The sequence below is a fragment of the Methylobacterium sp. Leaf117 genome, from assembly GCF_001422985.1.
In the GTDB taxonomy this organism is placed as follows: Bacteria; Pseudomonadota; Alphaproteobacteria; order Rhizobiales; family Beijerinckiaceae; genus Methylobacterium.
This window is the reverse complement of record NZ_LMNL01000036.1, coordinates 268,374-295,006: the sequence shown is the minus strand read 5'-3', so window position 1 is coordinate 295,006 and position 26,633 is coordinate 268,374. Positions and strand designations below refer to the sequence as shown.

General features: G+C 65.1%; 21 protein-coding genes. 12 read left to right on the top strand and 9 right to left on the bottom strand.

All coding sequences use genetic code 11. The annotated features are described in order from the left end of the window. Window positions 1-13: 13 nt before the first annotated feature. The 3 genes from ASF57_RS25045 to gltB all read right to left on the bottom strand — a co-directional run bounded on the left by ASF57_RS25045 (window position 14) and on the right by gltB (window position 7,426). Window positions 14-771, bottom strand: a protein-coding gene (locus tag ASF57_RS25045; protein ID WP_156376251.1) for an IS5 family transposase whose coding sequence is annotated in 2 segments (ribosomal slippage) — window positions 14-441 and window positions 441-771 — 759 coding nt in all. Because the reading frame shifts where the segments join, the coding sequence is not laid out codon by codon here. A 298-nt stretch (window positions 772-1,069) separates the two neighbouring features. After that, window positions 1,070-2,500 (bottom strand): glutamate synthase subunit beta, encoded by a 1,431-nt coding sequence (locus ASF57_RS20315; protein WP_056486672.1) that lies wholly within the window; start codon window positions 2,498-2,500, stop codon window positions 1,070-1,072. A gap of 210 nt (window positions 2,501-2,710) precedes the next feature. Continuing rightward, window positions 2,711-7,426 carry a glutamate synthase large subunit gene (gene gltB / locus ASF57_RS20310; protein WP_056486669.1) on the bottom strand — a complete coding sequence of 1,572 codons (4,716 nt, stop codon included), beginning with the start codon at window positions 7,424-7,426 and terminating at the stop codon, window positions 2,711-2,713. Window positions 7,427-8,048: 622 nt separating this feature from the next. On the opposite strand from gltB, the gene ASF57_RS20305 reads away from it, so the two are divergent. Then, window positions 8,049-8,942, top strand: coding sequence for a hypothetical protein (locus tag ASF57_RS20305; RefSeq protein ID WP_244477036.1), 894 nt, complete (start codon window positions 8,049-8,051; stop codon window positions 8,940-8,942). A gap of 60 nt (window positions 8,943-9,002) precedes the next feature. Here ASF57_RS20305 and ASF57_RS20300 read toward each other — a convergent pair whose 3' ends face one another. The 6 genes from ASF57_RS20300 to ASF57_RS20275 all read right to left on the bottom strand — a co-directional run bounded on the left by ASF57_RS20300 (window position 9,003) and on the right by ASF57_RS20275 (window position 16,219). Further along, window positions 9,003-9,293 carry a formate dehydrogenase subunit delta gene (locus tag ASF57_RS20300; protein ID WP_056188332.1) on the bottom strand — a complete coding sequence of 97 codons (291 nt, stop codon included), beginning with the start codon at window positions 9,291-9,293 and terminating at the stop codon, window positions 9,003-9,005. A gap of 91 nt (window positions 9,294-9,384) precedes the next feature. Further along, window positions 9,385-10,254, bottom strand: coding sequence for a formate dehydrogenase accessory sulfurtransferase FdhD (fdhD, locus tag ASF57_RS20295; protein ID WP_056486661.1), 870 nt, complete (start codon window positions 10,252-10,254; stop codon window positions 9,385-9,387). Next, window positions 10,241-13,102: a formate dehydrogenase subunit alpha gene (gene fdhF, locus ASF57_RS20290; protein WP_056486658.1), complete on the bottom strand. Its 2,862-nt coding sequence runs from the start codon at window positions 13,100-13,102 to the stop codon at window positions 10,241-10,243. Before fdhF ends, fdhD begins: the two co-directional genes overlap by 14 nt. A gap of 13 nt (window positions 13,103-13,115) precedes the next feature. Then, entirely contained in the window at window positions 13,116-14,675 is a 1,560-nt protein-coding gene (locus ASF57_RS20285; RefSeq protein ID WP_056486655.1) for a formate dehydrogenase beta subunit, read from the bottom strand. Next, the gene (locus ASF57_RS20280; protein WP_056188344.1) at window positions 14,672-15,145 is read right to left on the bottom strand and encodes a formate dehydrogenase subunit gamma; all 474 of its coding nucleotides are present in this window, start codon (window positions 15,143-15,145) and stop codon (window positions 14,672-14,674) included. The genes ASF57_RS20285 and ASF57_RS20280 overlap by 4 nt, the downstream gene beginning before the upstream one ends. Window positions 15,146-15,310: 165 nt before the next feature. Then, entirely contained in the window at window positions 15,311-16,219 is a 909-nt protein-coding gene (locus tag ASF57_RS20275) for a LysR family transcriptional regulator (RefSeq protein WP_056188346.1), read from the bottom strand. Window positions 16,220-16,533: 314 nt separating this feature from the next. Between ASF57_RS20275 and coxB the strand changes: the two genes are divergently transcribed. From coxB to ASF57_RS20220, 11 genes are all read left to right on the top strand, one after another. Next, window positions 16,534-17,373, top strand: a complete 840-nt coding sequence (gene coxB / locus ASF57_RS20270; RefSeq protein ID WP_056188348.1) for a cytochrome c oxidase subunit II — start codon at window positions 16,534-16,536, stop codon at window positions 17,371-17,373. An 88-nt stretch (window positions 17,374-17,461) separates the two neighbouring features. Then, on the top strand, window positions 17,462-19,093 hold the full coding sequence (ctaD, locus tag ASF57_RS20265) for a cytochrome c oxidase subunit I (protein ID WP_056188350.1): 1,632 nt from the start codon (window positions 17,462-17,464) through the stop codon (window positions 19,091-19,093). Window positions 19,094-19,258: 165 nt separating this feature from the next. Then, window positions 19,259-20,209 (top strand): heme o synthase, encoded by a 951-nt coding sequence (locus ASF57_RS20260; protein ID WP_056188354.1) that lies wholly within the window; start codon window positions 19,259-19,261, stop codon window positions 20,207-20,209. Further along, on the top strand, window positions 20,206-20,379 hold the full coding sequence (locus tag ASF57_RS26530; protein WP_056188357.1) for a hypothetical protein: 174 nt from the start codon (window positions 20,206-20,208) through the stop codon (window positions 20,377-20,379). Before ASF57_RS20260 ends, ASF57_RS26530 begins: the two co-directional genes overlap by 4 nt. A 26-nt stretch (window positions 20,380-20,405) precedes the next feature. Continuing rightward, window positions 20,406-21,017 (top strand): cytochrome c oxidase assembly protein, encoded by a 612-nt coding sequence (locus ASF57_RS20250; RefSeq protein WP_056188361.1) that lies wholly within the window; start codon window positions 20,406-20,408, stop codon window positions 21,015-21,017. A gap of 136 nt (window positions 21,018-21,153) precedes the next feature. Further along, window positions 21,154-22,011 carry a cytochrome c oxidase subunit 3 gene (locus ASF57_RS20245; RefSeq protein WP_056188364.1) on the top strand — a complete coding sequence of 286 codons (858 nt, stop codon included), beginning with the start codon at window positions 21,154-21,156 and terminating at the stop codon, window positions 22,009-22,011. A 145-nt stretch (window positions 22,012-22,156) separates the two neighbouring features. Then, window positions 22,157-22,525: a DUF983 domain-containing protein gene (locus ASF57_RS20240; protein ID WP_056188367.1), complete on the top strand. Its 369-nt coding sequence runs from the start codon at window positions 22,157-22,159 to the stop codon at window positions 22,523-22,525. 2 nt (window positions 22,526-22,527) lie between these two features. Continuing rightward, window positions 22,528-23,292, top strand: a complete 765-nt coding sequence (locus tag ASF57_RS20235; RefSeq protein ID WP_056188372.1) for an SURF1 family protein — start codon at window positions 22,528-22,530, stop codon at window positions 23,290-23,292. Window positions 23,293-23,376: 84 nt separating this feature from the next. Continuing rightward, window positions 23,377-23,793 carry a DUF4864 domain-containing protein gene (locus ASF57_RS20230; protein ID WP_056188375.1) on the top strand — a complete coding sequence of 139 codons (417 nt, stop codon included), beginning with the start codon at window positions 23,377-23,379 and terminating at the stop codon, window positions 23,791-23,793. 66 nt (window positions 23,794-23,859) lie between these two features. After that, window positions 23,860-25,272 carry a threonine synthase gene (gene thrC / locus ASF57_RS20225; protein WP_056486651.1) on the top strand — a complete coding sequence of 471 codons (1,413 nt, stop codon included), beginning with the start codon at window positions 23,860-23,862 and terminating at the stop codon, window positions 25,270-25,272. A gap of 6 nt (window positions 25,273-25,278) precedes the next feature. Then, a complete protein-coding gene (locus ASF57_RS20220) occupies window positions 25,279-26,574 on the top strand; it encodes a pitrilysin family protein (protein WP_056188381.1) in 1,296 nt (431 codons plus the stop codon). The last annotated feature ends 59 nt before the right edge of the window (window positions 26,575-26,633 follow it).

The window sequence follows — 26,633 nt, the reverse complement described above, 5'->3', positions numbered from 1 at the left end:
GGTCTGGACTCGATCAGCACCAGAAGGCGATGACGGCAGCGAGTGCGACGGCCGAGGCGTAGTTTCGGGCCAGCTTGTCGTAGCGGGTGGCGATGCGACGGAAGTCCTTCAGGCGATTGAAGGTTGCTTCAATCCGCCAGCGCTCGCAGTAGCGGCGTTTGTCGTGGCGGATCTTCCGCTTGCGGCCGTGCTTGCCTGGGATGATCRGCGTGATGCCTTTTTCCCGCAGGTTGGCCCGGAGCCAGTCGGCGTCGTAGCCTTTGTCGGCGGCCAGGCGACGGACCCGACCGGGAGCCTCGGCGAGTACGGCTGGGGCGGTGGTGACGTCGCTGGCGTTGCCAGGCGTCAGCAGAAGGACGCCGGGGCGGCCGAGGACATCGGTGAGGGCGTGGATCTTGGTCGTCTGACCACCACGCGACGGGCCGATGCCTTGCGTACGAGCCCCCCTTTACCGCCATGCGCCGAGCGGTGCGCCTTGACGTAGGTGCTGTCGATGGCGGCCGCCTCGCCCGCCCATCCGCTCTTGGCCAGCGCCCTCAACATCGCCCGCCAGAAGCCGCGGCGGGACCAGCGATTGAAGCGGTTGTAGACGGTCGTGCGCGGACCATACGCGGCTGGGCAGTCGCGCCAGCGGCAGCCTGAGGTCAGCACGTGCAGGATGCCGGAGATGATTTGCCGATCATCGTTCCGTTCCGGCCCGGGCTGGTTCTTGGGCATGAACGGTTCCATCACCGCCCACTGCTCATCCGAGAGCCAGAACAGGTCCACCATCGCCGCCTCCATGCTGCAAACGGCGGCTCTGAATCACAAAACCAGAACTCTCGCAACGTCTTGGTTCGGTTCACACCCTANAGCCAGAACAGGTCCACCATCGCCGCCTCCATGCTGCAAACGGCGGCTCTGAATCACAAAACCAGAACTCTCGCAACGTCTTGGTTCGGTTCACACCCTAGGCGCTCTAAATCTTTTTCCGGGGGTAGTGACGAGATTGTCAAAGGTGTTCCCGGCTGCGTCGGCAGAACCGTCATTGTCCGAAACACCATCGTTGGTGAGACAAGGCGCTCCTGTGTCAACGCGGCAGGATGCTTGCGCCCATCAGCACCTCGTCGATCGAGCGGGCAGCCTGACGACCTTCGCGGATCGCCCACACCACGAGAGACTGGCCACGGCGCATATCACCAGCCGCATAGATCTTCTCGTTTGAAGTCCGATAGTCCAGTTCGTTGGCGGTTACGTTGCCACGCCTGTCCATGACAACGCCAGATTCTTGCAACAACCCTTGGCGGATCGAGCCGGCGAAGCCAATCGCTAAGAAGACGAGATCCGCAGGCAAGATAAATTCGCCTCCCGGGATTGGCTGACGCTTTTCATCGACGCGGGTACAGACCACGCCGGTCAGCTTACCTTTCTTGCCCTCAAGGCGAAGCGTCGCGGCCTGGAACTCGCGCTCCGCACCCTCTGCCTGACTCGATGAGGTTCTCATCTTGGTGGGCCAGTAGGGCCAGACCGAAAGCTTATCCTCGCGCTCCGGTGGACGCGGACGAATGTCAAGTTGGGTCACCGAGAGGGCGCCCTGCCGGAACGAGGTTCCCACGCAATCCGAGGCTGTGTCGCCGCCGCCGATGACGACTACATTCTTGGCTGTCGCAAGGATCGGTGGTTCGCCATTCCCCGGCATTGGCTCGGCGCCAACACGGCGGTTCGATTGTACGAGGAACGGCATGGCGTAATGCACGCCCTGAAGCTCTTGACCAGGCAATTGCGGATTGCGCGGATCCTCAGCGCCGCCAGCGAACAGCACAGCGTCGAACTCGGAGGAGAGTTCGTGGAGCGGCTTGTTTACTCCAACATTCACTCCGTAGTGGAACCGAACGCCCTCTCCTTCCATCTGCTTCACACGCCGGTCAATGTGGCGCTTCTCCATCTTGAAGTCAGGGATGCCGTAGCGAAGCAGACCACCAGCCTTCGGCTCTCGCTCGAAGACGTGAACCTCGTGTCCGACGCGGGCAAGTTGCTGCGCAGCTGCCATGCCAGCGGGACCGGACCCAATGACCGCGATCCTCTTGCCGGTCTTGTGCTCAGCTGGCTCGGGCTTCACCCAGCCATTGTTCCAAGCACGATCGGCAATCGCCTGCTCGATGGTCTTGATCGCCACCGGCTGGTTCTCAAGATTCAGGGTGCACGCTTCCTCGCACGGTGCCGGACAGATGCGGCCAGTGAATTCAGGAAAGTTGTTAGTGGAGTGGAGGTTGCGCGCCGCCTCCTCCCAATCCGACTGGTAAACGAGTTCGTTCCAGTCCGGGATCTGATTGTGGACCGGGCAACCGGTTGGGCCGTGACAAAACGGAATGCCACAATCCATGCAGCGAGCCGCCTGCTTCTTCAGATCATGTTCGTCGAGCGGCAGCGTGAACTCGCGAAAGTGCCGCACGCGATCGGCTGCGAGCTGATACTTCTGCTCTTGCCGGTCAAATTCGAGAAAACCCGTGACCTTGCCCATCGTCTGACTGTCTTTCGCGAGTCTGTCTGATCCGTCGCGCGGAAGGCAGCCGGATCGGCCTATTCCGCTATTGAACAGGATTGATCGGCCGTATCGTCCGATCCACCCTCTAGTTACCCGTGCGAGACTGCGTCTTAGTGCCGACCGCGAGCCTGGAAGCCCGTTCTGATCACCGGTTCGTCGCCTCGTGTACCGGCCTAAGATTCAACCCTATTCGGCTGCCACTGGCATCCGCGCCATTTCCATCTCCCTCAGTGCCCGGCGGTACTCGACCGGCATCACCTTGACGAACTTGGTACGGTAACCGGCCCAGTCATCGAGGATCGCCTTGGCACGCGGAGAGCCGGTGTATTTCAGGTGGTTGGTAATGAGCTGAGACAGCCGCTCCTCGTCATGGCCGGACATGTCAGCGAGGATGTCGACGCGTCCCTTCGTCTCCAAGTCACCGTCCTGATGGAAGCGGCGCATGAGATCGTCCTCCTCCTCAACAGGCTCCAGATCGACCATGGAGAGGTTGCAGCGGGCGGAGAACGAGCCGTCCTCGTCGAGCACATAAGCAATGCCCCCCGACATGCCGGCCGCAAAGTTGCGTCCAGTTTCGCCGATCGACACGACGACACCGCCCGTCATGTACTCGCAGCCGTGGTCGCCCATGCCCTCGACCACCGCGATGGCGCCCGAGTTGCGAACCGCGAAACGCTCGCCGGCTGAACCACGGATGTAGGCCTCTCCTGCAATCGCTCCGTACAACACCGTGTTACCCGCCATGATCAGGTGTGAGCCCGGTGCCTTTAAGGCGTCGGATGGCCGGATGATCAGCTTGCCGCCGGACAGCCCCTTGCCGACATAGTCGTTGGCATGGCCCGTGAGCACGATGGTCACGCCGGCAGCCAGCCAGGCACCGAAGCTCTGGCCAGCAGTGCCGGCGAGTTCGACCCGGATCGTATCGTCTGGCAAGCCTTCGTGGCCATAGCGCTTAGCAACCATGCCGGAAAGCATGGCACCGGCCGTACGGTCCGAGTTCCTGATCACGTCCTGCACTACGACCGCCTCACCCCCGTCGAGAGCCGACTGAGCGCCAGCGATCAGACGACGGTCGAGAACCGTGTCAATCGGGTGCTTCTGCTTCTCGGTGTGCCGGATGGCGACGTGGTCGGGCACCTCCGGACGGTGGAACAGCTTCGAGAAATCGAGGCCGCGCGCCTTCCAATGATTGATCACCTCCAGCGTGTCGAGGAAATCGGCCCGGCCGATGAGATCCTCGAGCTTGGTGAAGCCCATGGAGGCCATCAGTTCGCGCAGTTCCTCGGCTACGAAGAAGAAGTAGTTGATCACATGCTCGGGCGTTCCCTTGAAGCGCTTGCGCAGAACGGGATCCTGAGTCGCCACGCCAACCGGGCAGGTGTTCAAATGACACTTGCGCATCATGATGCAGCCGGCGGCAATCAGCGGAGCTGTCGAGAAGCCAAACTGATCGGCGCCGAGCAACGCTGCGATGAGGACGTCCCGGCCTGTCCGGATGCCGCCATCGGCCTGGAGCACGACGCGCCCACGCAGATGGCTTAACACCAAGGTCTGCTGGGTCTCGGCAAGACCCGTCTCCCAGGGACCGCCCGCGTGCTTGATCGAAGTCAAGGGGGCGGCACCGGTACCGCCATCGAAGCCCGAGATTGTGATGTGGTCCGCTCTCGCCTTGGCGACGCCGGTAGCCACCGTGCCGACGCCGACTTCGGAGACGAGCTTCACCGAAACGTCCGCTTCGGGGTTCACGTTCTTCAGATCGAAGATTAGCTGCGCCAAATCCTCGATCGAATAGATGTCGTGGTGAGGCGGCGGTGAAATCAGGCCGACACCAGGAGTGGCATAGCGGACCTTGGCGATCTTGGCGTCGACCTTGTGACCGGGCAACTGACCGCCCTCACCGGGCTTGGCACCCTGAGCGACCTTGATCTGCATCATATCGGAATTGACGAGGTATTCCGTTGTGACGCCGAAGCGGCCTGAAGCCACCTGCTTGATGGCCGAGCGACGCGAGCGGCCGTCCGCCATCGGCTTGAAGCGCTCGACCTCCTCGCCGCCTTCTCCCGAGTTCGACCGGCCGCCGAACGAATTCACCGCGATAGCGAGGGTCTCGTGCGCCTCCTTCGAAATGGACCCGTAGGACATGGCACCGGTTGCGAAGCGCCGTACGATGTCGGCTGCTGGCTCAACCTGATCGATGTCCACCGGCGGCCGACCGAGTTCAGCCGCCTGCTTGATGCGGAACAGGCCACGGATCGTCTTGAGGTGATTTTCTTGCTCGTTCACCAGCCGGGCATATTCGCGATAGCGATCGGGCAGGCCGAGGCGTACGGCATGCTGAAGGGTCGCGACCGAATCCGGAGTCCAGGTGTGGCTCTCGCCGCGCAAGCGGTAGGCATACTCGCCACCGACATCGAGGGCTGTGCGATAGATCGGCGAGTCACCAAAAGCATCGGTGTGCCGCCGCGCAGTCTCTTGCGCGACCTCGGCCATGCCGATGCCCTCGATGGTCGTTGCCGTTCCGAAGAAATCCCGCGCGACAAACGATGAGTTCAGACCGATGGCGTCAAAGATCTGCGCACCGCAGTAGGACTGATAGGTCGAGATGCCCATCTTGGACATCACTTTCAGCAACCCCTTATCGATCGATTTGATGTATCGATAGACAATCTCGTCGGGCGTGAGGTCCGGCGGGAACTCATCCTTCATTGCGATCAGCGTCTCGAAGGCGAGATAGGGGTTGATCGCCTCTGCGCCGTAGCCGGCAAGGCACGCGAAATGATGCACCTCCCGTGGCTCGCCCGATTCGATTACGAGTCCAACGGAGGTGCGAAGTCCCTTGCGGATCAGGTAGTTATGCACGGCGGCCGTTGCCAGGAGAGCCGGAATCGCAATGCGGTCGGGTCCTATGCCGCGGTCCGACAGAATGATGATGTTATAGCCACCACGCACGGCAACCTCAGCCCGATCGCATAGGCGGTCGACGGCACCCTCCATGGCTGCCGCGCCAGTCTCTGCCGGGAAAGTCATGTCGAGGGTCTTGGTGTCGAACCGATCCTCAAAATGGGAGATCGAGCGGATCTTCTCGAGGTCGCCATTGGTGAGAATCGGCTGGCGGACCTCGAGGCGCTTTTTGCGGGAGGCCCCCTCCATGTCGAGCAGGTTCGGACGCGGGCCGATGAACGAAACGAGGCTCATTACGGCCTCCTCGCGGATCGGGTCGATGGGCGGGTTGGTGACCTGCGCGAAGTTCTGCTTGAAGTACGAATATAGCGATTTCGGCTTGTCCGACAGCGCCGAAAGCGGCGTATCGGTGCCCATGGAGCCTACTGCTTCTTGCCCGGTCACCGCCATGGGCGCCATGAGCAGCTTCAAGTCTTCTTGGCTATATCCGAAGGCTTGCTGGCGATCGAGGAGCGACACGTCCGAGCGCGACGCACGCGGGATGACCGGCTTCAAATCCTCCAGGACGATTTGTGTGTTCTTCACCCACTCGGCATAGGGGTGTGCCGCTGCGAGCTCGCTCTTGATTTCCTCGTCCGAGACGATCCGGCCCTTCTCGAGGTCGATGAGCAGCATCCGGCCTGGCTGCAGGCGCCAGGCCTCGACGATCTTATCGTCCGGGATCGGCAGCACGCCCATCTCGGAGGCAAGCACCACGAGACCATCGTCAGTAACGAGGTAGCGGGCTGGGCGCAGACCATTGCGGTCGAGCGTAGCGCCGATTTGCCGGCCGTCGGTGAAGCATACGGCGGCCGGGCCGTCCCATGGCTCCATCAAAGCGGCGTGGTACTCGTAGAAGGCACGCCGCTCCTCGCTCATCAGCGGGTTGCCGGCCCAGGCCTCGGGAATGAGCATCATCATCGCGTGCGCGAGCGAGTACCCGCCCTGCACGAGGAACTCGAGAGCGTTGTCAAAACACGCGGTATCAGACTGACCCTCGTAGGAGATCGGCCAAAGCTTCGAGATGTCGTTGCCGAACAGCTCCGAATCGACGCTGGCCTGACGAGCCGCCATCCAGTTGACGTTGCCCCGCAGGGTGTTGATCTCGCCGTTATGCGCGACCATCCGGTAGGGATGCGAAAGGCGCCAAGTCGGGAAGGTGTTGGTCGCAAAGCGCTGGTGCACGAGGGCGAGCCCCGAGACGAAGCGCTCATCCTGAAGGTCGCGGTAATACTCGCCAAGCTGGTCGACCAGTACCATGCCTTTGTAGACGATGGTCCGGGTCGAGAGCGAAACCGGATAGTAGGTATTCGCGCGCTCGTCTTTAAGTCCGTAGACCTTGTTCGAGATGACCTTGCGAGCGGTGAACAAGCGGCGCTCAAAGGCGTCTTCCTCAGACACCGATGCGGGTCGGCCGATAAAAATTTGCCGGTGGCAAGGCTCGGTCTCTCTGACCATAACGCCGAGATCGCTTGGATCGACCGGTACATCGCGCCATCCGAGGAAAGGTAAGCCCTCGTCTGCCAGGGCCTTCTCCACGATATCTTCGACCAGCGAACGCGCCTCCGCGTCCTTGGGCATGAAGAACTGACCGACGCCGTAGTGACCTGGCTCCGGGAGTGCGATGCCAAGGGCCTCGCACTCTGCCTTGAAGAAGGCGTGGGGGATCTGGACAAGGATGCCGCAGCCGTCGCCCATCTTGGGATCGGCGCCAACGGCGCCACGATGGTCGAGGTTCTTCAGGATCTGCAGACCCTGCTGGACGATGGCATGCGTGCGGCGGTCGTGCATGTCGGCAACAAAACCAACGCCGCACGCATCGCTTTCGCGAGCCGGATCGTAGAGGCCCTGAGCTTTCGGCAGCGCAGTATCACGCACGATCAGCGGGTTGGAACCGTCGCGGGTCGCAGGAACCGACGCCTGGAGTGCCCCGAACTCAGAAGATGCGACCACGTCCACCATCTCTCGCCTCCGACCTGCTCGCATGCGAGCATGTTTCATGCCCAAATCCTGAAAGGATCCGGGTTTCATCTCTCGACAGCGTCGGCTCTTGGCGGGTTCTTCGGTCAGGAAGCGCCCGCAACTCGCGGGCTCGACGCCGGCTTGATCTCAAGCCGTGCGGGCCCGGATCGCCGCGATGGCGACCGGCTTCGAATCTCGTTTGGTCGCCGGCAACGTCACCTGAGCGAGATCCTCACAGCCTTCCGGACAGGTATCCCGCCGGGAATGGGACAGCTCTACTGTCCTACCCGCAGAAAGTGACAGATTTTAAAGGCTCCAGCAAGAGCGCGTCCGTGCCCGCGCTGCGGTTTTCCAGCGCATGGTTCCCTGCGCGCGTCGGTGCCGCCATGCCGCTGTATACCACGATGATGACACGACCATTGCATCGTTGCGATCCCTGATCGGCGATGAGCCCGCAATCTTGCCCCAATCCGGCTGTCTACCAAGTGGGCCGAGCACAAGCGGCATGCGGGGTTCCCTGGACCCTGGCGGATCGTGGAGCGGAGGACCTGCGCCAACAGCAGGCCTCCGAACCGACCTCACTCGGGATCTCAGATCGATGGTTTCGTCTCGCAGGACTTCCATGCGTGCATCCCCATCTCTGCGTGCTCGATTCGCGGGCCTGGCGATTCTCATCACGATAACGGGCGCCGACACGGCGCGGGCGCAATACGCCTACGAGCCCGACATTCTCCTGCCGCCACGGGCCGTCGTCTGGCGCCTCAACGACCGCGGCTTCACGGCGGTGACGCGGCCGCGATTCGACGGGCAGGCGTATATCGTCGAAGCCTCGAATCCCTATGGCGACCGTTTGCGTCTGTTCGTCGATGCGCGGGACGGCCGGATTCTCGGTCGGCAGCGTCTCGACATCGCCCCCGAAGCGCCTGCCCGAATCGTGCGCCGGACGCCGGGCTATGGCTGGACCGAGGAGGACGAGTCCCCCCGCCGCCCGATCCGGGAGGCCGAGCGGATCATTCCACCCGGGGATATCCCCTTCCCGCAGGAGTCGGCGCGTCGGCTGCGCCCCGATCCGGCCGAACGACAGCAGTTTATCCGACGGGCGCGACCCGAATCGGTGGACTCCAACATCATGGGCTTGAATCCCGATGCCGGTGGGTCCGAAGCGAAGCCGAAGTCCGAGGGTCCGCGACGGGTGGTGCGCCTGAGCCCTCCGCCCAAGGCCGCCGCTCCCGTCGCGATGCCGGACGCACCCAAGCTTTCGCCCAAGCTTTCGGAGGTGCCGCCGGCGGCGGCGAAAAACGAGCCGAAGCCGGACGGGGCTCCCGCATCAGCTGCAGCCACACCGCCCAAGGTCGAAGCACCCGGCAGCCTGACGCCGGCCTCCGTTCAGCCACCGCCGCCCGAGAAGCCGGTGGCGCAGAACTGGAAGGATGTTCCGTCGGACGCCAAGCGCCCGGTCCGGGTCATCGGTGGCGCGACGATCGTTCCCGGCACCACCGCCAAGGAGCCCGAATAGGCTCCGGGCCAACGGGACTCGAATCCGCCGGCCTTCGGGAGCACGGACGCGAAGGGCGGCTCAGCCGGCGTCGCTGGCGCCCGCTCCCTGCAGATGAGGGTCGCGGGTGCCCGCACGGACCGGGCTCTCGGCCTGTGGCGTATCCTGAAGGGCGCGCAGCGCGAGCGGGTCGAGTCCGCTCTCCGGCTTCGGGCCGAAGGCCTCGAGAGCGGCGCGCATCTTCGGCGTCCAGAACGCCACGATGTGCTTGTGAATGCCGGCGACCGCCTCCTCGTCCGGGTAGGACCGAAAGAAGGTGGCGATCTGGTTCGCCATGCGAACCAGCTTCTGGTCGGATGTCAGGGCGCTCATGGGGTCGGCAACTCTCTCGGGGGCACGGAATTCGGTGAGGGCTGGGATTCGCGAAGGAAAGAATGCGCGAAGGAACGAGATTCGCGCGCCTTCAGGGCAGCGCGGATAGGACGAGGCGTTCGTGGCCGGTGAACACCGTCAGCGTGTCGGAGCGGGCGATGGCGCAGAGCGTCATGCCGTGCAGGCGGGCGCGGTCGATGGCGAGAGAGGTCGGCGCCGAGATCGCCACCAGCACCGTGGCACCGAGGCTCGCCGCCTTCTCCACCATCTCGAAGGAGCAGCGGCTTGTGATCACGACGAAGCCGTCCGCCGGATCAGTCCCCCGCTGCATCAGGGCGCCGATCAGCTTGTCGAGGCCGTTGTGGCGCCCGACATCCTCGCGGAGGGCCACGAGGGTGCCGTCGAGGTCGGCCCAGGCGGCCGCGTGAACCGCCCGGGTTTCGGCGTTCAGCACCTGCGCGTCGCCCATGGCCAGCAGCGCCCGCTGGATCGCCGCGATCGTGACCTGTCCGGCCCCGTGCAGAGGCGCATCGGCCTTCGGCAGCGAGGCCAGATCGTCGATCCCGCAGACGCCGCAGCCGGTGCGTCCCGACATGGCGCGCTTGCGCGAGAGATGTTCGCGCAAGCGCCCGGGCACCAGGTCGACGAGAAGGCGCATGCCGCCTTCCGCCGTGTCCGCTTCGACCCGTACCGAGCGGATCTCGTCGGCCGAGGCGACGATGCCTTCGGTCAGGCTGAACCCGTAGGCGAAATCCACGAGGTCGGCCGGCGTCGTCATCATCACGGCATAGGGCACCGTGCCGTAGACGAGATTGACCGGCATCTCGACCGCGAGGGGACGGGTTCCGGTTCGGGGTTCCGGATCGTCGTAGGCGACGACCAGGGTGGGGACGCGCCGGGCAGTCTCGACCGGCACGTCCTCTTCGTTCGCCGTCAGGCCGTGCGGATCACTCGGCCGCATTCAGCTGGGTCGCAATCCGGGTCAACGAGAAGTCCTCCTCGAAGAATCGCGCCTGCCAATCGGACGGGCGATTCGTCCGCCGGATCTGGACCGCCGTGACCTTGTACTCGGGACAGTTGGTGGCCCAATCCGAGTAATCGGTGGTGATCACGTTGGCGCCGGTCTTGGCATGGTGGAAGGTCGTGTAGACGACGCCAGGCTGCATGCGCTCGGAGACGATGGCCTTCAAGGCGATATCGCCCGACCGGCTTTCGAGGGCGACGAGGTCGCCATCGACGATGCCCCGAACCTCGGCGTCGAAGGGGTGAATCTCCAGCACATCCTCCTCGTGCCAGCGCGAGTTCTCCGTCCGGCGGGTCTGCGCGCCGACATTGTACTGCGACAGGATGCGGCCCGTCGTCAGAATCAGCGGGAAGCGCGGTCCGGTCCGCTCCTCGGTGGGCACGTACTCGGTGATCATGAACTTGCCGAGACCGCGCACGAAGCGGTCCACATGCATCATCGGGGTCCCGCGCGGCGCGGCCTCGTTGCACGGCCACTGGATCGAGCCGAGTTCATCGATTTTGGCGAAGCTGACGCCGGAGAAGCTCGGCGTCAGAGACGCGATCTCGTCCATGATCTCGCTCGGGTGGCTATAGTTCATCGGGTAGCCGAGAGCGTTGGAGAGCAGCATCGTGCCCTCCCAGTCGCCGACGCCGGACAGCGGCGGCATCACCTTGCGCACGCGGGAGATGCGGCGCTCGGCATTGGTGAAGGTGCCATCCTTCTCCAGGAACGAAGCGCCCGGGAGGAAGACGTGCGCGTATTTCGCGGTCTCGTTCAGGAAGATGTCCTGGATGACGATGCACTCCATCGCCATCAGGCCCGCCGTCACATGGTGCGTGTCGGGGTCGGACTGGGCGATATCCTCGCCCTGGATGTACATGCCCTTGAAGGCGCCATCGACGGCCTCATCGAGCATGTTGGTGATGCGCAGGCCCGGATGCTGGTCGAGGGACACGCCCCAGAGCGCCTCGAAGGTCTCGCGGGTGGCATCGTCCGAGACGTGGCGGTATCCCGGCAGCTCGTGCGGGAACGAACCCATGTCGCAGGAGCCCTGGACATTGTTCTGGCCGCGGAGCGGGTTCACGCCGGCGCCCAGCATGCCGATGTTGCCGGTGGCCATGGCGATGTTGGCCATGCCCATGACCATGGTCGAACCCTGGCTGTGCTCGGTGACGCCGAGGCCGTAATAGATGCCGGCGGCACCGCCCTTGGCATAGAGCCGGGCGGCGGAGCGCAACTCGGCCGGATCGATGCCGGTATAGGTGGCCTGCGCCTCGGGGGAATGACGCTCGTCGGCCACGAAGCGCGCCCAGGCTTCGAAGTCGCCGAGATCGCACCGTTCACGGACATAGGCTTCGTCGACGAGGCCTTCGGTGACGATGACATGCGCCATCGAGTTGATGAAGGCGACGTTCGAACCCGGCTTCAGCGGCAGATGATAATCGGCCTTGATGTGAGGCGACTTCACCAGGTCGATCTTACGCGGATCGGCGACGATGAGCTTCGCACCCTCGCGAAGGCGCTTCTTCATGCGGGACGCGAAGACCGGGTGGCCGTCCGTCGGGTTCGCGCCGATGACCAGGATGACATCGGAATGCGCCACGGAGGCGAAGTCCTGGGTGCCGGCCGAAGTCCCGAGCGTCGACATCAGGCCGTAGCCGGTCGGCGAGTGGCAGACGCGGGCGCAGGTGTCGACGTTGTTGTTGCCGAAGGCCGCGCGGACCAGCTTCTGAACGAGGTAGGCTTCCTCGTTGGTGCAGCGGGACGAGGTGATGCCGCCAACCGAATCCTTGCCGTACTTGGCCTGGATGCGCTTGAACTCGGACGCCGCGCGATCGATCGCGACCTCCCAGGAGACTTCCTGCCAGGGGTCCGTGATCTTGTCGCGGATCATCGGCTTGGTGATGCGGTCCTTGTGGGTGGCGTAGCCGTAGGCGAACCGGCCCTTCACACAGGAATGGCCCTCGTTCGCCTTGCCGCCCTTGTAGGGCACCATGCGGACGATGCGGGTGCCCTGCATCTCGGCCTTGAACGAGCAGCCGACGCCGCAATAGGCGCAGGTGGTGATCTCCGAGTGGTCCGGCTGACCGTGCTCGATGATCGACTTCTCCTGGAGGGTCGCGGTCGGGCAGGCCTGGACGCAGGCGCCGCAGGAGACGCATTCCGAGTTGAAGAAATCGGTCGGGCCGGCGGCGACGCGGCTGTCGAAGCCGCGCCCCGAGATCGTCAGCGCGAAAGTGCCCTGCGTCTCTTCGCAGGCACGGACGCAGCGATTGCAGACGATGCACTTCGACGGGTCGTAGGTGAAATACGGGTTGGACGCGTCCTTCGGCAGGTACTGCTCGGAGGTCGGCTTGACGTGGTTGGCCCCGTCATAGCCGTAGCGCACGTCCCGCAGGCCGACCGCGCCGGCCATGTCCTGCAACTCGCAGTCGCCGTTGGCGGCGCAGGTCAGGCAGTCCAGGGGGTGATCGGAGATGTAGAGCTCCATCACGCCCTTGCGGAGCTTGGCCAGCTTGTCCGTCTGGGTCGAGACCACCATGCCGTTCTCGGCCGGCGTCGTGCACGAGGCCGGCGTGCCACGCCGTCCCTCGATCTCCACGAGGCAGAGACGGCAGGAGCCGAAGGCCTCAAGCGAATCGGTAGCACAGAGCTTGGGGATCTGGGTGCCGGCATGCATGGCGGCCGCCATCACGGACGTGCCCGCCGGTACCGTCACGCTCATCCCGTCGATGGTGAGCGTCACGGTCTGCTCGTTCACCCGGATCGGGGTGCCGTAGTCGATCTCTTTGATGAGGGCCATGGATCGCGCCTCCTTATTCGGCGGCGACGGACATCGGTCCGCGCTGCTGGAAATCCTCGGGGAAGTGGGTGATCGCGCTCATGACGGGCATCGGCGTCAGGCCGCCCATGGCGCACAGCGAACCGTCGGTCATCACGTCGCAGAGGTCGGCGACCACGGCGAGGTTCTCGGTCGGCCGGATTCCGGCGATGACCTTGTCCATGGTCTCGACGCCGCGGGTCGCGCCGATGCGGCAGGGCGTGCACTTGCCGCACGATTCGACCGCGCAGAACTCGAAGGCGAAGCGGGCCTGCTTGGCCATGTCCACGGTGTCGTCGAACACCACGATGCCGCCGTGTCCGACGAGGCCCTTGTTCGCCGCCATCGCCTCGTAATCGAGCGGCGTGTCGAGCAGGTGGTCGGGGAAGTAGGCCCCGAGCGGGCCACCGACCTGCACGGCGCGGACCGGACGGCCGCTCTGCGTACCGCCGCCGAAATCCTCGATGATCTCACGCAGCGTGATGCCGAACGCGTACTCGATCAGGCCGCCATGCTTGATGTTGCCGGCGAGCTGGATCGCAAGCGTGCCGAGGGAGCGGCCCATGCCGTACTCCGCATAGGCCTTGGCGCCGTGCTCCAGGATGTAGGGCACCGCCGTGAAGGTCATCACGTTGTTTACGAGGGTCGGCTGGCCAAGAAAGCCCTTCAGAGCCGGAATGGGCGGCTTGGCGCGGACGATGCCGCGACGGCCTTCCAGGCTCTCCAGCAGCGACGTCTCCTCCCCGCAGATATAGGCCCCCGCCCCGAGACGGACTTCCAGGTGGAAGGCCTTTCCCGAGTTCATGACGTTGTCGCCCAGGAATCCGGCCTTGATCCCGTTGGCGATCGCCTCCTTGAGGGTCGCGAAGGCCTGGGGATACTCGGAGCGCAGATAGATATAGCCGCGGGTGGCCCCGGTCGCGATCCCCGCGATGGTCATGCCCTCGATGAGATTGAAGGGATCGCCCTCCATCATCATGCGGTCCGCGAATGTGCCGGAATCGCCCTCGTCGGCGTTGCAGACCACGTATTTCTGGTGCGATTGCGCCAGCATCACCGTGTTCCACTTGATGCCGGCGGGGAAGCCCGCGCCGCCGCGTCCGCGCAAACCGGATTCCCGCACCTCGGCGACGATGCCGGCCGCATCGAGCTTCAGCGCGGCTTCCAGGCCCTTGTAACCGCCATGCGCCCGATAGTCGTCGACCGAAACCGGATCGACCACGCCGCAGCGCTGGAAGGTGAGACGATGCTGGCGGGCCAGATAAGGGATCTTCTCCGGGTCGCCCAGGCGAAGCGCATGGTCGCCGCCGGTCGCCATTCCGGCATCCAGCAGAGCGTCGACATCGGAGACCGTGACCGGCCCGTAGGCGATCCGGCCCTCGTCGGTCGCGACTTCGACCATCGGCTCGAGCCAGAGCAGCCCGCGCGAGCCGGTCCGCACGATGGTGACGTCGAGGCCGCGGCGTTCGGCGCCGGCGAAGATCGCGCGCGCGACCCGATTGGCGCCCAGACCGAGCGCGACCGCATCCCGCGGAACGTAGATCGTGATGCTCACGACTTCACCTCCGTGAGAGCAGCTTCGAGGGAATCGGCCGTCAGCCGGGCGACCGGCTCATCGTCGACCAAAGCGCCCGGACCGTTGGCGCAGAGGCCGAGGCAGTAGACCGGCTCGACGGTGATCTGTCCGTCCGGGGTGGTCCCGTGCCAGTCGATCCCGAGCCGTCCGAGAATCTCCGCGTGCAGCGCGTCCGATCCCATCGCCTGGCAGGCTTCGGCCCGACACAGCTTCACCTGGTGCCGCCCGGCCGGCGCTCTGCGGAAATCATGATAGAAGGTGATGCAGCCGTGGACTTCGGCGCGCGACAGATTCAAGGCGTCCGCGATCAGCGGAACCGCCCCTTCGTCGACGTAGCCGAAAGTTTCCTGCAGAGCGTGCAGGATGGGGAGCGTCGCACCCTCGAGGTGGACATGTTCGGCGATGATCCCGGCGGCGCGGGGCTCGCTCCAGGGCTCGTTCGGCACCATTGTTCCTACCCAGACTTATCTTGTTCTGGTTCCAAGGTGGTATATCGCCACCCGAGGATCAATCGCCCTGTTCGGTCGGCCGACAACGATTTTTTGTCAAAAGCCGATGCTGCAACGCAAAAATTCATAGCGACTGAAAAGTTTTGCGAGTCGTCTCAAATTTTTCTAGAGGTCGTCGATCATCTGCTCGATGCCGGTCGCCGCGTTCCTGGCTTCCACGATGAGGCCGGCGCAGAGCGGCGTCATCGGCTCGCGCTCAGGGACGACAAGGCCGACGAGGTGGCTCACATCCGGGTCGACGATCGGCACCGCCCGGACGCGGTCGCTCAGCCGGAAGGTATCCGCGAGAACCGCCGGCATGATGCTCGCCCATTTGGCCGTACGAACGTGGGTCAGGAGGACGATCATCGAATTGGATTCGAGCAAAGGCGCAGATTCCGTCCCGGCCTTCAGCAATTGCCGGTCGATGATGCGGCGGTTCTGCATGTCCGGCGTCAGCAGGCAGAGCGGCAGGCTCGCGACTTCGTCCCAGGTGACGGTGTCCCGCGACCCGAAGGTGCCGTCGACGGCCGTCAGTAGACGATAGCGCTCCCGGTAGAGCGGGACCGCAGTCAACCGGCCGAGCGGCTCGTTCTCCAGGTAGGTGATGCCCGCATCGATCTCGAGGTCGGCGATGAGGCGCCCGATCTCGCCGGACGTCGTCGATTGCACGGAGAAGCGTACGTTCGGATGGCGGGCCCGGAACGGCGTCGTCAACGCGGCCACGATGGGGGTCGCGGTCGGGATCGCGGCGAGCCGGAGATTTCCCGACAGGCCACGGCGCAGGCTCGTGACCTCCTCCCGCATGGCGCGGGCATCGCCGACGATGCGGCGTGCCCATTCGAGAACCCGCTCGCCCTCCGGCGTGAACCCCTGGAAGCGGGAGCCGCGCTGCACGAGGAGCACGCCCAGTCGTTCCTCGAGCTGCTTGACGCCGGCCGACAGGGTCTGCTGCGACACGTTGCAGACCTGGGCCGCTCGTCCGAAGTGACGTTCGCGCGCCAGGGCGAGGATGAACTCCAACCGGTCGATCACGCGAAAACCTCACCTCACCACGCGAGCCGGGAGCCTGTAGCATCTCCGCGGCCATCCACGGCATCACTCTGAATCATCGGCAATGCGACCGCAGAGCGATGGGAAAACCGGCAGGTCGCGTCCAAGAAGCCGTGTGATGCGACGCTGTTGCGGTTGCACACCTCCCGGCCTTGTGGTCTGACACGCCAATCGGCCAGACGTGGGCTCAAACCCGCGAACGGCCCGCGATCCGCGAAATGCACTTGCGATTTAGACCAAACCCAGCAAGACGCGCGGCATCGGCGATCATTATCACGGGGAGCCAAGAGAGGCACATGCGGACGTCGCAGGCGCAACACCGGACATCATGGGGGCTTGCCGCGCTCGGCGCGTTCCTCGTTTCTACGTCGTCTTCGCTCGCTGCCGGCATCGGCCAGCCGGTTCCGTGGCAGATGGACCGTCAGGTCGCCGTCACCGAGAACGCACGGGACATCCATTCGTTCGAGCACGGCATGCACTGGCTGTCGTTCGGCATCTCGCTCTTCGTGCTCGGGCTGCTTCTCTACTGCGTCTTCCGGTTCAGCGAGAAGGCCAACCCGACGCCCTCGAAAACCACCCACAACACCATGATCGAAGTGGCCTGGACCATCGTTCCGGTGCTCATCCTCGTGGCCGTGGCGATCCCGTCGTTCCGCCTGCTCCGCACCCAGCTTTCCGATCCGAAGGCCGACGTCCTGGTGAAGGTCATCGGCCATGCCTGGTACTGGTCCTACGAGTACCCCGCCGTGGAGAACGGTGGCGGCTTCACCTTCGACGCCAACCTCGACGAGGACAAGCAGCCGAAGCTTCTCGGCACCGACAACGACATGGTCGTCCCGGTGAACAAGATCGTGAAGATCCAGGTCACCGCCGCCGACGTGATGCATTCCTGGGCGATGCCGTCCTTCGGCTTCAAGATCGACGCCATCCCGGGCCGCCTGAACCAGTTCTGGTTCAAGGCCGAGCGCGAGGGTACCTATCACGGTCAGTGCTCGGAGCTGTGTGGCGCGCGTCATGCCTACATGCCGATCACCGTCCAGGTCGTCAGCGAGGAGGCCTACGCCAAGTGGCTTGCCGAGGGTAAGACGAAGTTCGCCCGTATCGACGACCCTTCCAAGTTCGCCGACGCCCGGTAAGGGCGCGGACCGCGCGGCCGGGCCCTGAGCGGCGCCCGGCGCTTCCTTCGAGATGATCACGAGAAACCTGGACTAAGGTCTGCAATCCATGGCGAATGCCGCTGCACATACGGGGCACCACGATGCCCACGACCACCACATGCCGTCCTTCTTCTCTCGCTGGTTCCTGTCGACGAACCACAAGGACATCGGCACCCTCTACCTGCTGTTCGCCTTCTGCGCGGGCATCATGGGCGCGTTCCTCTCGTTCGGTATCCGGATGGAGATGGAAGAGCCGGGCCTGCAGTACTTCGCCAATCCAGGCACCTACAACGTGTTCGTGACCGGCCACGGCCTCATCATGGTGTTCTTCATGGTGATGCCCGCGCTGATCGGCGGCTTCGGCAACTGGTTCGTGCCCCTCATGATCGGCGCGCCCGACATGGCGTTCCCGCGCATGAACAACGTGTCGTTCTGGCTGACGGTGGCGGGCTTTCTGAGCCTCGTCTGCTCGCTCTTCGTCGAGGGTGCGCCCGGCGCGAACGGCGCCGGCACCGGCTGGACCGTCTACCCGCCCCTGTCGACCTCGGGCCACCCGGGACCGTCGGTCGACTTCGCGATCTTCGCGCTGCACCTCTCGGGTGCCGGCTCGATCCTCGGCGCGATCAACTTCATCACCACCATCCTGAACATGCGCGCGCCGGGCATGACGCTGCACAAGATGCCGCTCTTCGCTTGGTCGATGCTGGTCACCGCCTTCCTGCTGCTCCTCTCGCTCCCGGTCCTTGCCGGCGCGATCACGATGCTGCTCACCGACCGCAACTTCGGCACGACGTTCTTCGATCCGGCCGGCGGTGGCGACCCGATCCTCTACCAGCACCTGTTCTGGTTCTTCGGTCACCCCGAAGTGTACATCATGATCCTGCCGGCCTTCGGCATCGTCTCCCACATCATCTCGACCTTCTCGCGTAAGCCTGTGTTCGGTTACCTGGCCATGGCGTACGCCATGGTCGCCATCGGCGTCGTCGGCTTCGTCGTGTGGGCGCACCACATGTACACGGTCGGTCTGAGCCTCCAGACGCAGTCGTACTTCGTCTTCGCCACCATGGTGATCGCGGTGCCGACGGGTGTGAAGATCTTCTCGTGGATCGCCACGATGTGGGGCGGCTCGATCCGCTTCACGGCCGCGATGCACTGGGCGGTCGGCTTCATCTTCCTCTTCACGGTCGGTGGTGTCACCGGCGTGGTGCTGGCGAACTCCGCAGTCGATAAGTACCTGCACGACACCTATTACGTCGTGGCGCACTTCCACTACGTGCTCTCGCTCGGTGCCGTGTTCATCATCTTCGCCGGTGTCTACTACTGGTTCCCGAAGATGACCGGGCACATCATCCCCGAGTGGGCCGGCAAGCTGCACTTCTGGCTCGCCTTCATCGGCGCGAACGTCCTGTTCTTCCCGATGCACTTCCTCGGCCTCGCCGGGATGCCGCGCCGCTACGCCGACTACCCGGAGGCGTTCGCCGGCTGGCACAAGGTCTCCACCTGGGGCGGGCACATCTTCGCGCTCGGCATGGTGGTGTTCTTCATCGGCGTCGTTCTGGCGCTCCGTTCGAGCAAGCGCGCCGCCGACAATCCGTGGGGCGAGGGTGCGACGACCCTGGAGTGGACGCTGTCTTCTCCCCCGCCCTTCCACCAGTTCGAGACCCTTCCCCGGATCATCGACGAGCCGGGCCACCACTAAGACACGAAGTCGCTTCAAGGATTGCGAGGGCCGCGCGAGCGGTCCTCGCTCTTTCCCGGAGACCCCGATCTCGCTCCATCGAACGAGACCGTGACCTCCCGCAAAGGGCGGCGCCAGACGGCGCGATCCGAAGCCCCCCCGAGCACGAAACCCTTTCAGGTACCCATGACGAGCCTGTCGAACAGCCTATCCGCTGGCGCCGAGCCGCAAGTTCTGTCGCCGGTGGGCGGCGAAGTTTCGGACTTCTTCGCCCTGCTCAAGCCCCGCGTGATGGTGCTCGTCATCTTCACGGCGCTGGTCGGCATGGTGGTCTCGAACGTCCACATCCAGCCCGTCGTCGGATCGATCTCGCTCCTGATGATCGCGGTCGGCGCTGGCGCTTCCGGCTGCCTCAATATGTGGTGGGACGCCGACATCGATGCGGTCATGACCCGCACGGCCAAGCGCCCGATCCCGGACGGCCGGATTCGTCCCGACGAGGCGTTGACGTTCGGCATCGTCCTGTCGGTGGGTTCGGTGCTGGTGCTGGGACTTGCGTCGAACTGGCTCGCGGCTGGGCTCCTCGCCTTCACCATCGTGTTCTATGCGGTCGTCTATTCGATGTGGCTGAAGCGGGCCACGCCGCAGAACATCGTCATCGGCGGCGCCGCCGGCGCCCTCCCCCCGATGGTCGGCCAGGCCGCCGTCACCGGCACGATCGGCATCGAATCGCTGGTGCTGTTCCTGATCATCTTCATCTGGACTCCGCCGCATTTCTGGGCGCTCGCGCTGATCAAGTCCGCCGACTACGCCAAGGCCGGCATCCCGATGATGCCGAACGTGGCCGGCCCGGACTCGACCCGGCGCCAGATCATCGCCTACTCGGCCGTCCTGTTCCCCCTCGGCCTCGCCCCGGTCGCCCTCGGCTTCGGCGGATGGCTCTACGCGGTCACCGCCTTCCTCGGGGGCCTGGGCATGCTCGCCTTCAGCCTTCACGTGTTCCGCAACCGTGACGGCGAGCCCGAGCGTAAGGCCGCCATGGGCATGTTCGGCTTCTCGATCCTCCACCTGTTCCTCATGTTCGCAGCCCTCCTCGCCGAGCAGAGCCTTGGATTGTTCCGCGCGGTGAGCCTGTGAGCGAACGACCCGGCCTTCCCGGTACGCCCCGCCCCCTGACGCCGGAGGAGGCACAGCGCCGCCGCAAGCGCTCCATCGCGATCGCGGCCGTCCTGTTCGCGCTGGTGACCATCTTTTACGTGCTGACGATCGCGAAGCTCGGGCCCCAGGTCCTGAACCGTCCGATCTGATCGCGTCACACACGGAGACGCCTCTGATGGTCGACCCCCGACATCCGCCGCGCGGACCCGGCCGCCGAGCCGGCATCACGGCTGTGGCCTGCGCCGGCTTCGCGTTCGGCATGATCGGTCTCGCCTTCGCGTCGGTGCCTCTCTACGACATGTTCTGCAAGGCGACCGGCTACGACGGCACGCCCCGTACCGGCCTCGCGCCGACCGCGGCCGCGATCAACGACAGCATGGTGGTTCGCTTCGACACCAACGTGTCGTCGACCCTGCCGTGGCGCTTCCAGGCCGAGTCGCCGAAGGTCGAGGCGCGCCTCGGTGAAACCAAGACCGTGTTCTTCCGGGTGAAGAATACCGGATCCACCCCGTCGACGGGAATCGCGACCTTCAACGTCCAGCCGGGCCTCATGGGCGGTTTCTTCGTCAAGGTGCAGTGCTTCTGCTTCAACGAGCAGACGCTTCAGCCCGGCGAGACGATGGACTTTCCGGTGGTCTTCTACATCGACCCCGAGGTCCGCAAGGATTCGAACACGGCGCATCTTTCCGAGATGACGCTGTCCTACACCTACTTCGCGTCGAAGAACGGCCAGCCTACGGCCGCGCTTGCGACAACGGGTGGCACGGGGACGAAGTCGAATTTTTGACCGCGCAAGCGTGACAACAGCGCGCGACCCTGGCTAAGGGTGGGGCACAACAATCCGGGGCTACCCGGTCGAGATCGCCATTCAGTGGATCGAGGGCCGGCAGCGGCCCTCCGGTCGGGGGTAGGAGAACAGTTCAATGGCCGAGGCGCACGCCAAAAATCACGACTTCCACATTCTGGCCCCGAGTCCGTGGCCGCTGATCGGCGCGTTTTCGGGCTTCCTGATGGCCTTCGGCGCCGTGTTCTGGATGAAGAGCCTCCAGATCGGCACGCTCACCCCCGGTCCCTACATTTTCGGCGCAGGCACACTCGGCGTGCTCTACACCATGTTCGCCTGGTGGAAAGACGTCGTGCACGAGGCCAATTCCGGCGATCACACCCGCGTGGTTCAGCTGCACCATCGCTACGGCATGATCATGTTCATCGCCTCCGAGGTGATGTTCTTCGTCGCCTGGTTCTGGGCCTATTTCGAGGCCGCCCTCTACACCGCCGATCCGATCCAGGCCTCGCGCGTCGACTTCACCGGGGGCACATGGCCGCCGAAGGGGATCGAAGCCTTCGATCCGTGGCACCTGCCGCTGCTGAACACGCTCATTCTGCTCACCTCGGGCACCACCATCACCTGGGCTCACCATGCCCTGTTGCACGATGACCGGAAGGGCCTGAAGTACGGCCTTTGGCTGACGATCGCCCTCGGCGTCCTGTTCTCCGCCTGCCAGGCCTATGAGTACGCCCACGCGCATTTCGGCTTCTCGGGCAGCATCTACTCGTCGACCTTCTTCATGGCGACGGGCTTCCACGGCTTCCACGTCATCATCGGGACGATCTTCCTCGCGATCTGCCTCTATCGCGTCTATCTCGGCCAGTTCACCACCCGTCAGCACCTCGGCTTCGAGTTTGCGGCCTGGTACTGGCACTTCGTCGATGTCGTTTGGCTGTTCCTGTTCGCGTCCATCTACGTCTGGGGCGCCGGCGTCGGACACGCGGCTCACTAAGACGGTCCCTGAGCCGGTCACCGGCTGCATGCCTGGGTTGAAGGGGCGGCGCGAGCCGCCCTTTTTCATGGCTCCGGCGTTTCGGCTGTCTCCCCGCTGCCCATATCGTGATGACCGGCATCCAGTCGGTCGAGGAGTTGCAGTTTTGGACGCATCGCGGGCGACGCCATCCCCTGTTTCCGTCGGCTTGCGGGGCCGCTGCCCGCGCTGTGGCGAGGGGCACATGTTCGACGGGTTCCTGACCTTCCGGCCGTCCTGCGAGGTCTGCGGACTGGATTACGGCAGCTTCAACTCCGGGGACGGACCTGCCTTCTTCGTCATGTCGATCGTCGGCATCATCGTGGTTGGCCTCGCCCTCTGGCTCGAGATCACCTACGAGCCGCCGATCTGGGTTCACGCCTTGGTGGCCGGGTCCCTGTCGATCGGGTTGAGTCTCGCGCTGGTGCGCCCTCTGAAAGGTGTCCTGGCAGCGCTGCAATATACCAACAAAGCCGAACAGGGACGTTTCCGCTAGCCATGGCTTCGACCCTCCGCCCCGGTGCCTGGCGCAGCATCCTGGCGCCCGGTCTCGTCTCCCTGATCTGCCTCGCGATCCTCCTCGGCCTCGGCGTCTGGCAGCTCGAACGGAAGAGCGAGAAAGAGGCGCTGATCGCCCGAATCCTGGAGCGCTCGAAGGTCGAGCCACCGGCGCCCCTCCCGGGACCTCAGATCTGGGACCCGGCGCGGGACGAGTTCCGGCGTGTCCGGATCACCGGCACCTTCCGGCATGAGGCCGAGACGCTGGTCCACGGCCTTGCGGCCGGCGAAGTTCCGGGCCGGGCCCTGCAGGGCTACTACGTTCTGACGCCGTTCGGTTTGACGGAGGGCGGCACCGTCCTGATCAACCGCGGGTTCGTACCGACCGCCCTGAAGGCGCCCGCCAGCCGCGCCGCCGGACAGATCGAGGGGGAGACGACCGTCACCGGCATCCTGCGCGGCTCGGAGCCGCGGACGATGTTCGTTCCCGCGCCGGACCCTGTCCGCAACGAATGGTTCAATCGCGACATCGCCGGCATCAGCGCCTCGCGCGGGATCGCCGATCCCCGTCCCTACCTGGTCGAGGCCGATGCGACGCCCAATCCGGGCGGGTGGCCGAAGGGCGGGCAGCTGCGCGTCGACCTGCCGAACAACCATCTTCAATACGCCTTCACGTGGTTCGGCATCGCCGCATGCCTCGTCGGCGTCTTCGGCGTCTTCGCCTGGCGGCGCCTCCACGAAGATCCGCAGCCCGCACGATCGTGATCGGCGCGGGCCAGAACCCGCTTCGTCGGCCCCGACGATCCGGTCTAGCATCCGGTGGGTCGATCACGATCCGGAGGGTGGGTCATGCGCTGCGTCCTGTTGCTAGCCGTCCTCCTGCTGATGCCGCGCTTCGCGCAGGCCGCCGACGACGCGGCGCGCGAGGCCGCGAAAGCGACGGTAGAGCGCCAGATCGACGCCTTCCGGCGCGACGATGCGGCAACGGCCTACGCCCAGGCCGCGCCCGCCATCCAAGGCCTGTTCCCGTCGTCCGACACCTTCGTGGCGATGGTCCGGGACGGTTACGCTGCGATCTACCGCGCCCGGCGCTACAGCGTGGACCGCATCGAGGACGCGGGTGACGCTGGTCTCTCCGTCGGGGTCAGCCTGCAGGATCAGGACGGCGTCGATTGGGCTGCTCTGTACAGTCTCGAGATGCAGCCGGACGGCGCGTGGCGCATCACCGGATGCCGCCTCCTGAAAGTGCCCGGCAGCCGGGCCTGACCGCCGTGGCCCCTTTCGACACGCCCGTCGACATCGTGTAGACGGGGCGCCTTCCCGGAGGCCCCCTTGCTTCACGTTTCGACCCGCGGCGCCGCGGCGCCCCTCAACTTTTCCGATGCCCTGCTCGCCGGCCTCGCCCGCGACGGCGGATTGTACGTGCCGGAAACCTGGCCGCAGATCGCCCGACCGACCATCGCGGGTCTCGCGGGCGTCCGCTATGCCGACGCCGCAAAGACCGTGCTGCGTCCGCTCATCGATGGGGAGATCGCCGACGCGGATCTCGATCGGATGATTGAGGATTCCTACGCCACCTTCCGGCATCCGGCCGTGTGCCCGCTGGTGCAGCTCGACGACAACCTGTTCCTGCTCGAACTCTTCCATGGCCCGACGCTCGCGTTCAAGGACGTGGCGATGCAGCTGCTCGGGCGCCTGATGGACCACGTGCTCCGGGCACGCGGCGCGCGGGCGACCATCGTCGGGGCGACCTCGGGCGATACCGGCAGCGCTGCCGTGGAGGCTTTCCGCGGCCTCGATCAGGTCGACGTCTTCATCCTGTTCCCCGAGGGCCGGGTGTCCGAGGTGCAGCGTCGGCAGATGACCTCGGTTGGGGCGCACAATGTCCACGCCATCGCCATCGACGGCAACTTCGACGATTGCCAGAACATCGTCAAAGCGCTGTTCCAGCACGCCGATTTCGCCGACGAGGTCCGGCTGTCCGGCGTCAATTCGATCAATTGGGCCCGCGTCGCCGCACAGGCGGTCTATTACTTCACCGCAGCCGTCGCCCTCGGCGCGCCGCGCCGGCCGGTCTCCTTCGCGGTCCCGACCGGGAATTTCGGCGACATCCTGGCCGGATGGGTCGCCAAGCGCATGGGCCTGCCCATCGAACGCCTGATGATCGGAACCAACGCCAACGATATCCTGGCCCGTACCCTGGAGCACGGCTCTTACGAGGTCCGAGGCGTTCATCCGACCACCTCGCCGTCGATGGACATCCAGATCTCTTCGAATTTCGAGCGCCTGCTGTTCGAAGCCCTCGGGCGCGATTCGTCCAGCCTGGGCCGGCTGATGGCCGGTCTCAAGCAGTCGGGCGGGTTCCAGCTCGATCCGGGTGTGCTCCAGACGGTACGCGCGGAATTCGACGCGACGGCGGTATCGGAGCCCGACGTGAAGGCCGAGATCGCCCGCACCCATGCGGAGACCGGCCACGTCCTCGACCCGCACAGTGCCATCGGCGTCCATGCGGCCCGCGGATTGCTCCGCAGCGATCCCCGGACACCGGTGGTGGCGCTCGCCACGGCGCATGCGGCCAAGTTTCCGGACGCGGTCGCTGAAGCGATCGGTGGCCGGCGCCCGGAACTGCCGCCGCATCTGGCCGATCTCATGGACCGCCCGGAAAGCTTCTCCCGCGTGGCCAACGATCAGGCTGCGGTCGAGACATTCATCCGCGAGCGTGCCCGCATCACCAGGGGAGCCTGAGCGCTCATGAACCAGCACTTCGCCACGCACGGCGCCTCTCCCGACCTGAAGATCACCAAGCTGGAGAACGGGGTCACCGTCGTGACCGAAGCGATGCCGGGCGTGGCGACCGCCACCCTCGGGGTCTGGGTCGGCGCCGGCTCGCGCCACGAGCGCGCCGACGAAGGCGGCCTCAGCCACCTCATCGAGCATATGGCCTTCAAGGGCACCAAGACACGGTCGGCCCGACGCATCGCCGAAGACATCGAGAATGTGGGCGGCGACATCAACGCCGCCACCAGCGCCGAAGGTACGAGCTACACCGCGCGTGTGCTGGGCGAGGATGCCGGCGTCGCCCTCGATGTGATCGGCGACATCCTGACGGATTCGGTGTTCGATGCCGGCGAGCTGGAGCGCGAGAAGAGCGTCATCCTGCAGGAATACGCGGCGATCGAGGACACGCCGGACGACGTCGTCTACGAGGCCTTCACCGAGGCTGCCTTTCCGAATCAGCCGATGGGTCGTCCCATCATCGGCACGCCCGAGACCATCAACAGCTTCGACCGCAACGCGATCGAGGCGTATCTCGCGCGCGAGTACACCCCGGACCGGATCGTGCTGGCCGCCGCCGGCGCGATCGGACACGAGCGGGTCGTCGAATCCGCCCAGCGCTACTTCGGGGGTTTGAAAGCGAGCCAACCGCCCGAAACCGTGCCGGGAATCTACGGCGGCGGCGAGAAGCGGCTGCAGAAGAAGCTGGAGCAGGCCAACGTCGTCCTCGGACTGCCGGGCATCTCCTTTCGCGACGACGATTACTACGCGCTCCACATGTTCGCCCAGGTGCTCGGCGGCGGTCTGACCTCGCGCCTCTGGCACGAGGTGCGTGAAACGCGGGGCCTGGCCTATGAAATCCAGTCCTTCCACTGGTCGTTCTACGATTGCGGCCTGTTCGGCATCGGCGCCGGGACTTCCAGTGGCGATCTTGCCGACCTGATGAACGTCACCGTCGAGACTACGATCAAGACCGCTGCCGAGGCCGACACCGTCGAGGTCGCGCGCGCCAAGGCGCAGCTCAAGGTCGCGCTCCTCTCCGCGCTCGAGACGCCGGGCGGGCGCATCGAGCGCAATGCGCGCCAGATCCTGGCTTGGGGGCGCGTCATCCCCGCCAGCGAAGTGATCGCGAAGGTCGATGCCGTCACCGTCGAGGACGTGCGCAGGGCCGGCAAGCGCCTGCTCGAAGGGGCGCCGACCCTGGCGGCGATCGGACCGATCAAGAAGCTGCCGAGGCTCGAGCAGATCAGCGCGGCCTTGAAGGCGGGGTGAGCCCGCCCCGTGCGGCTTGTTTTGGCCGCAAAGACGGGCGATCGAAACCGCATGGCGTC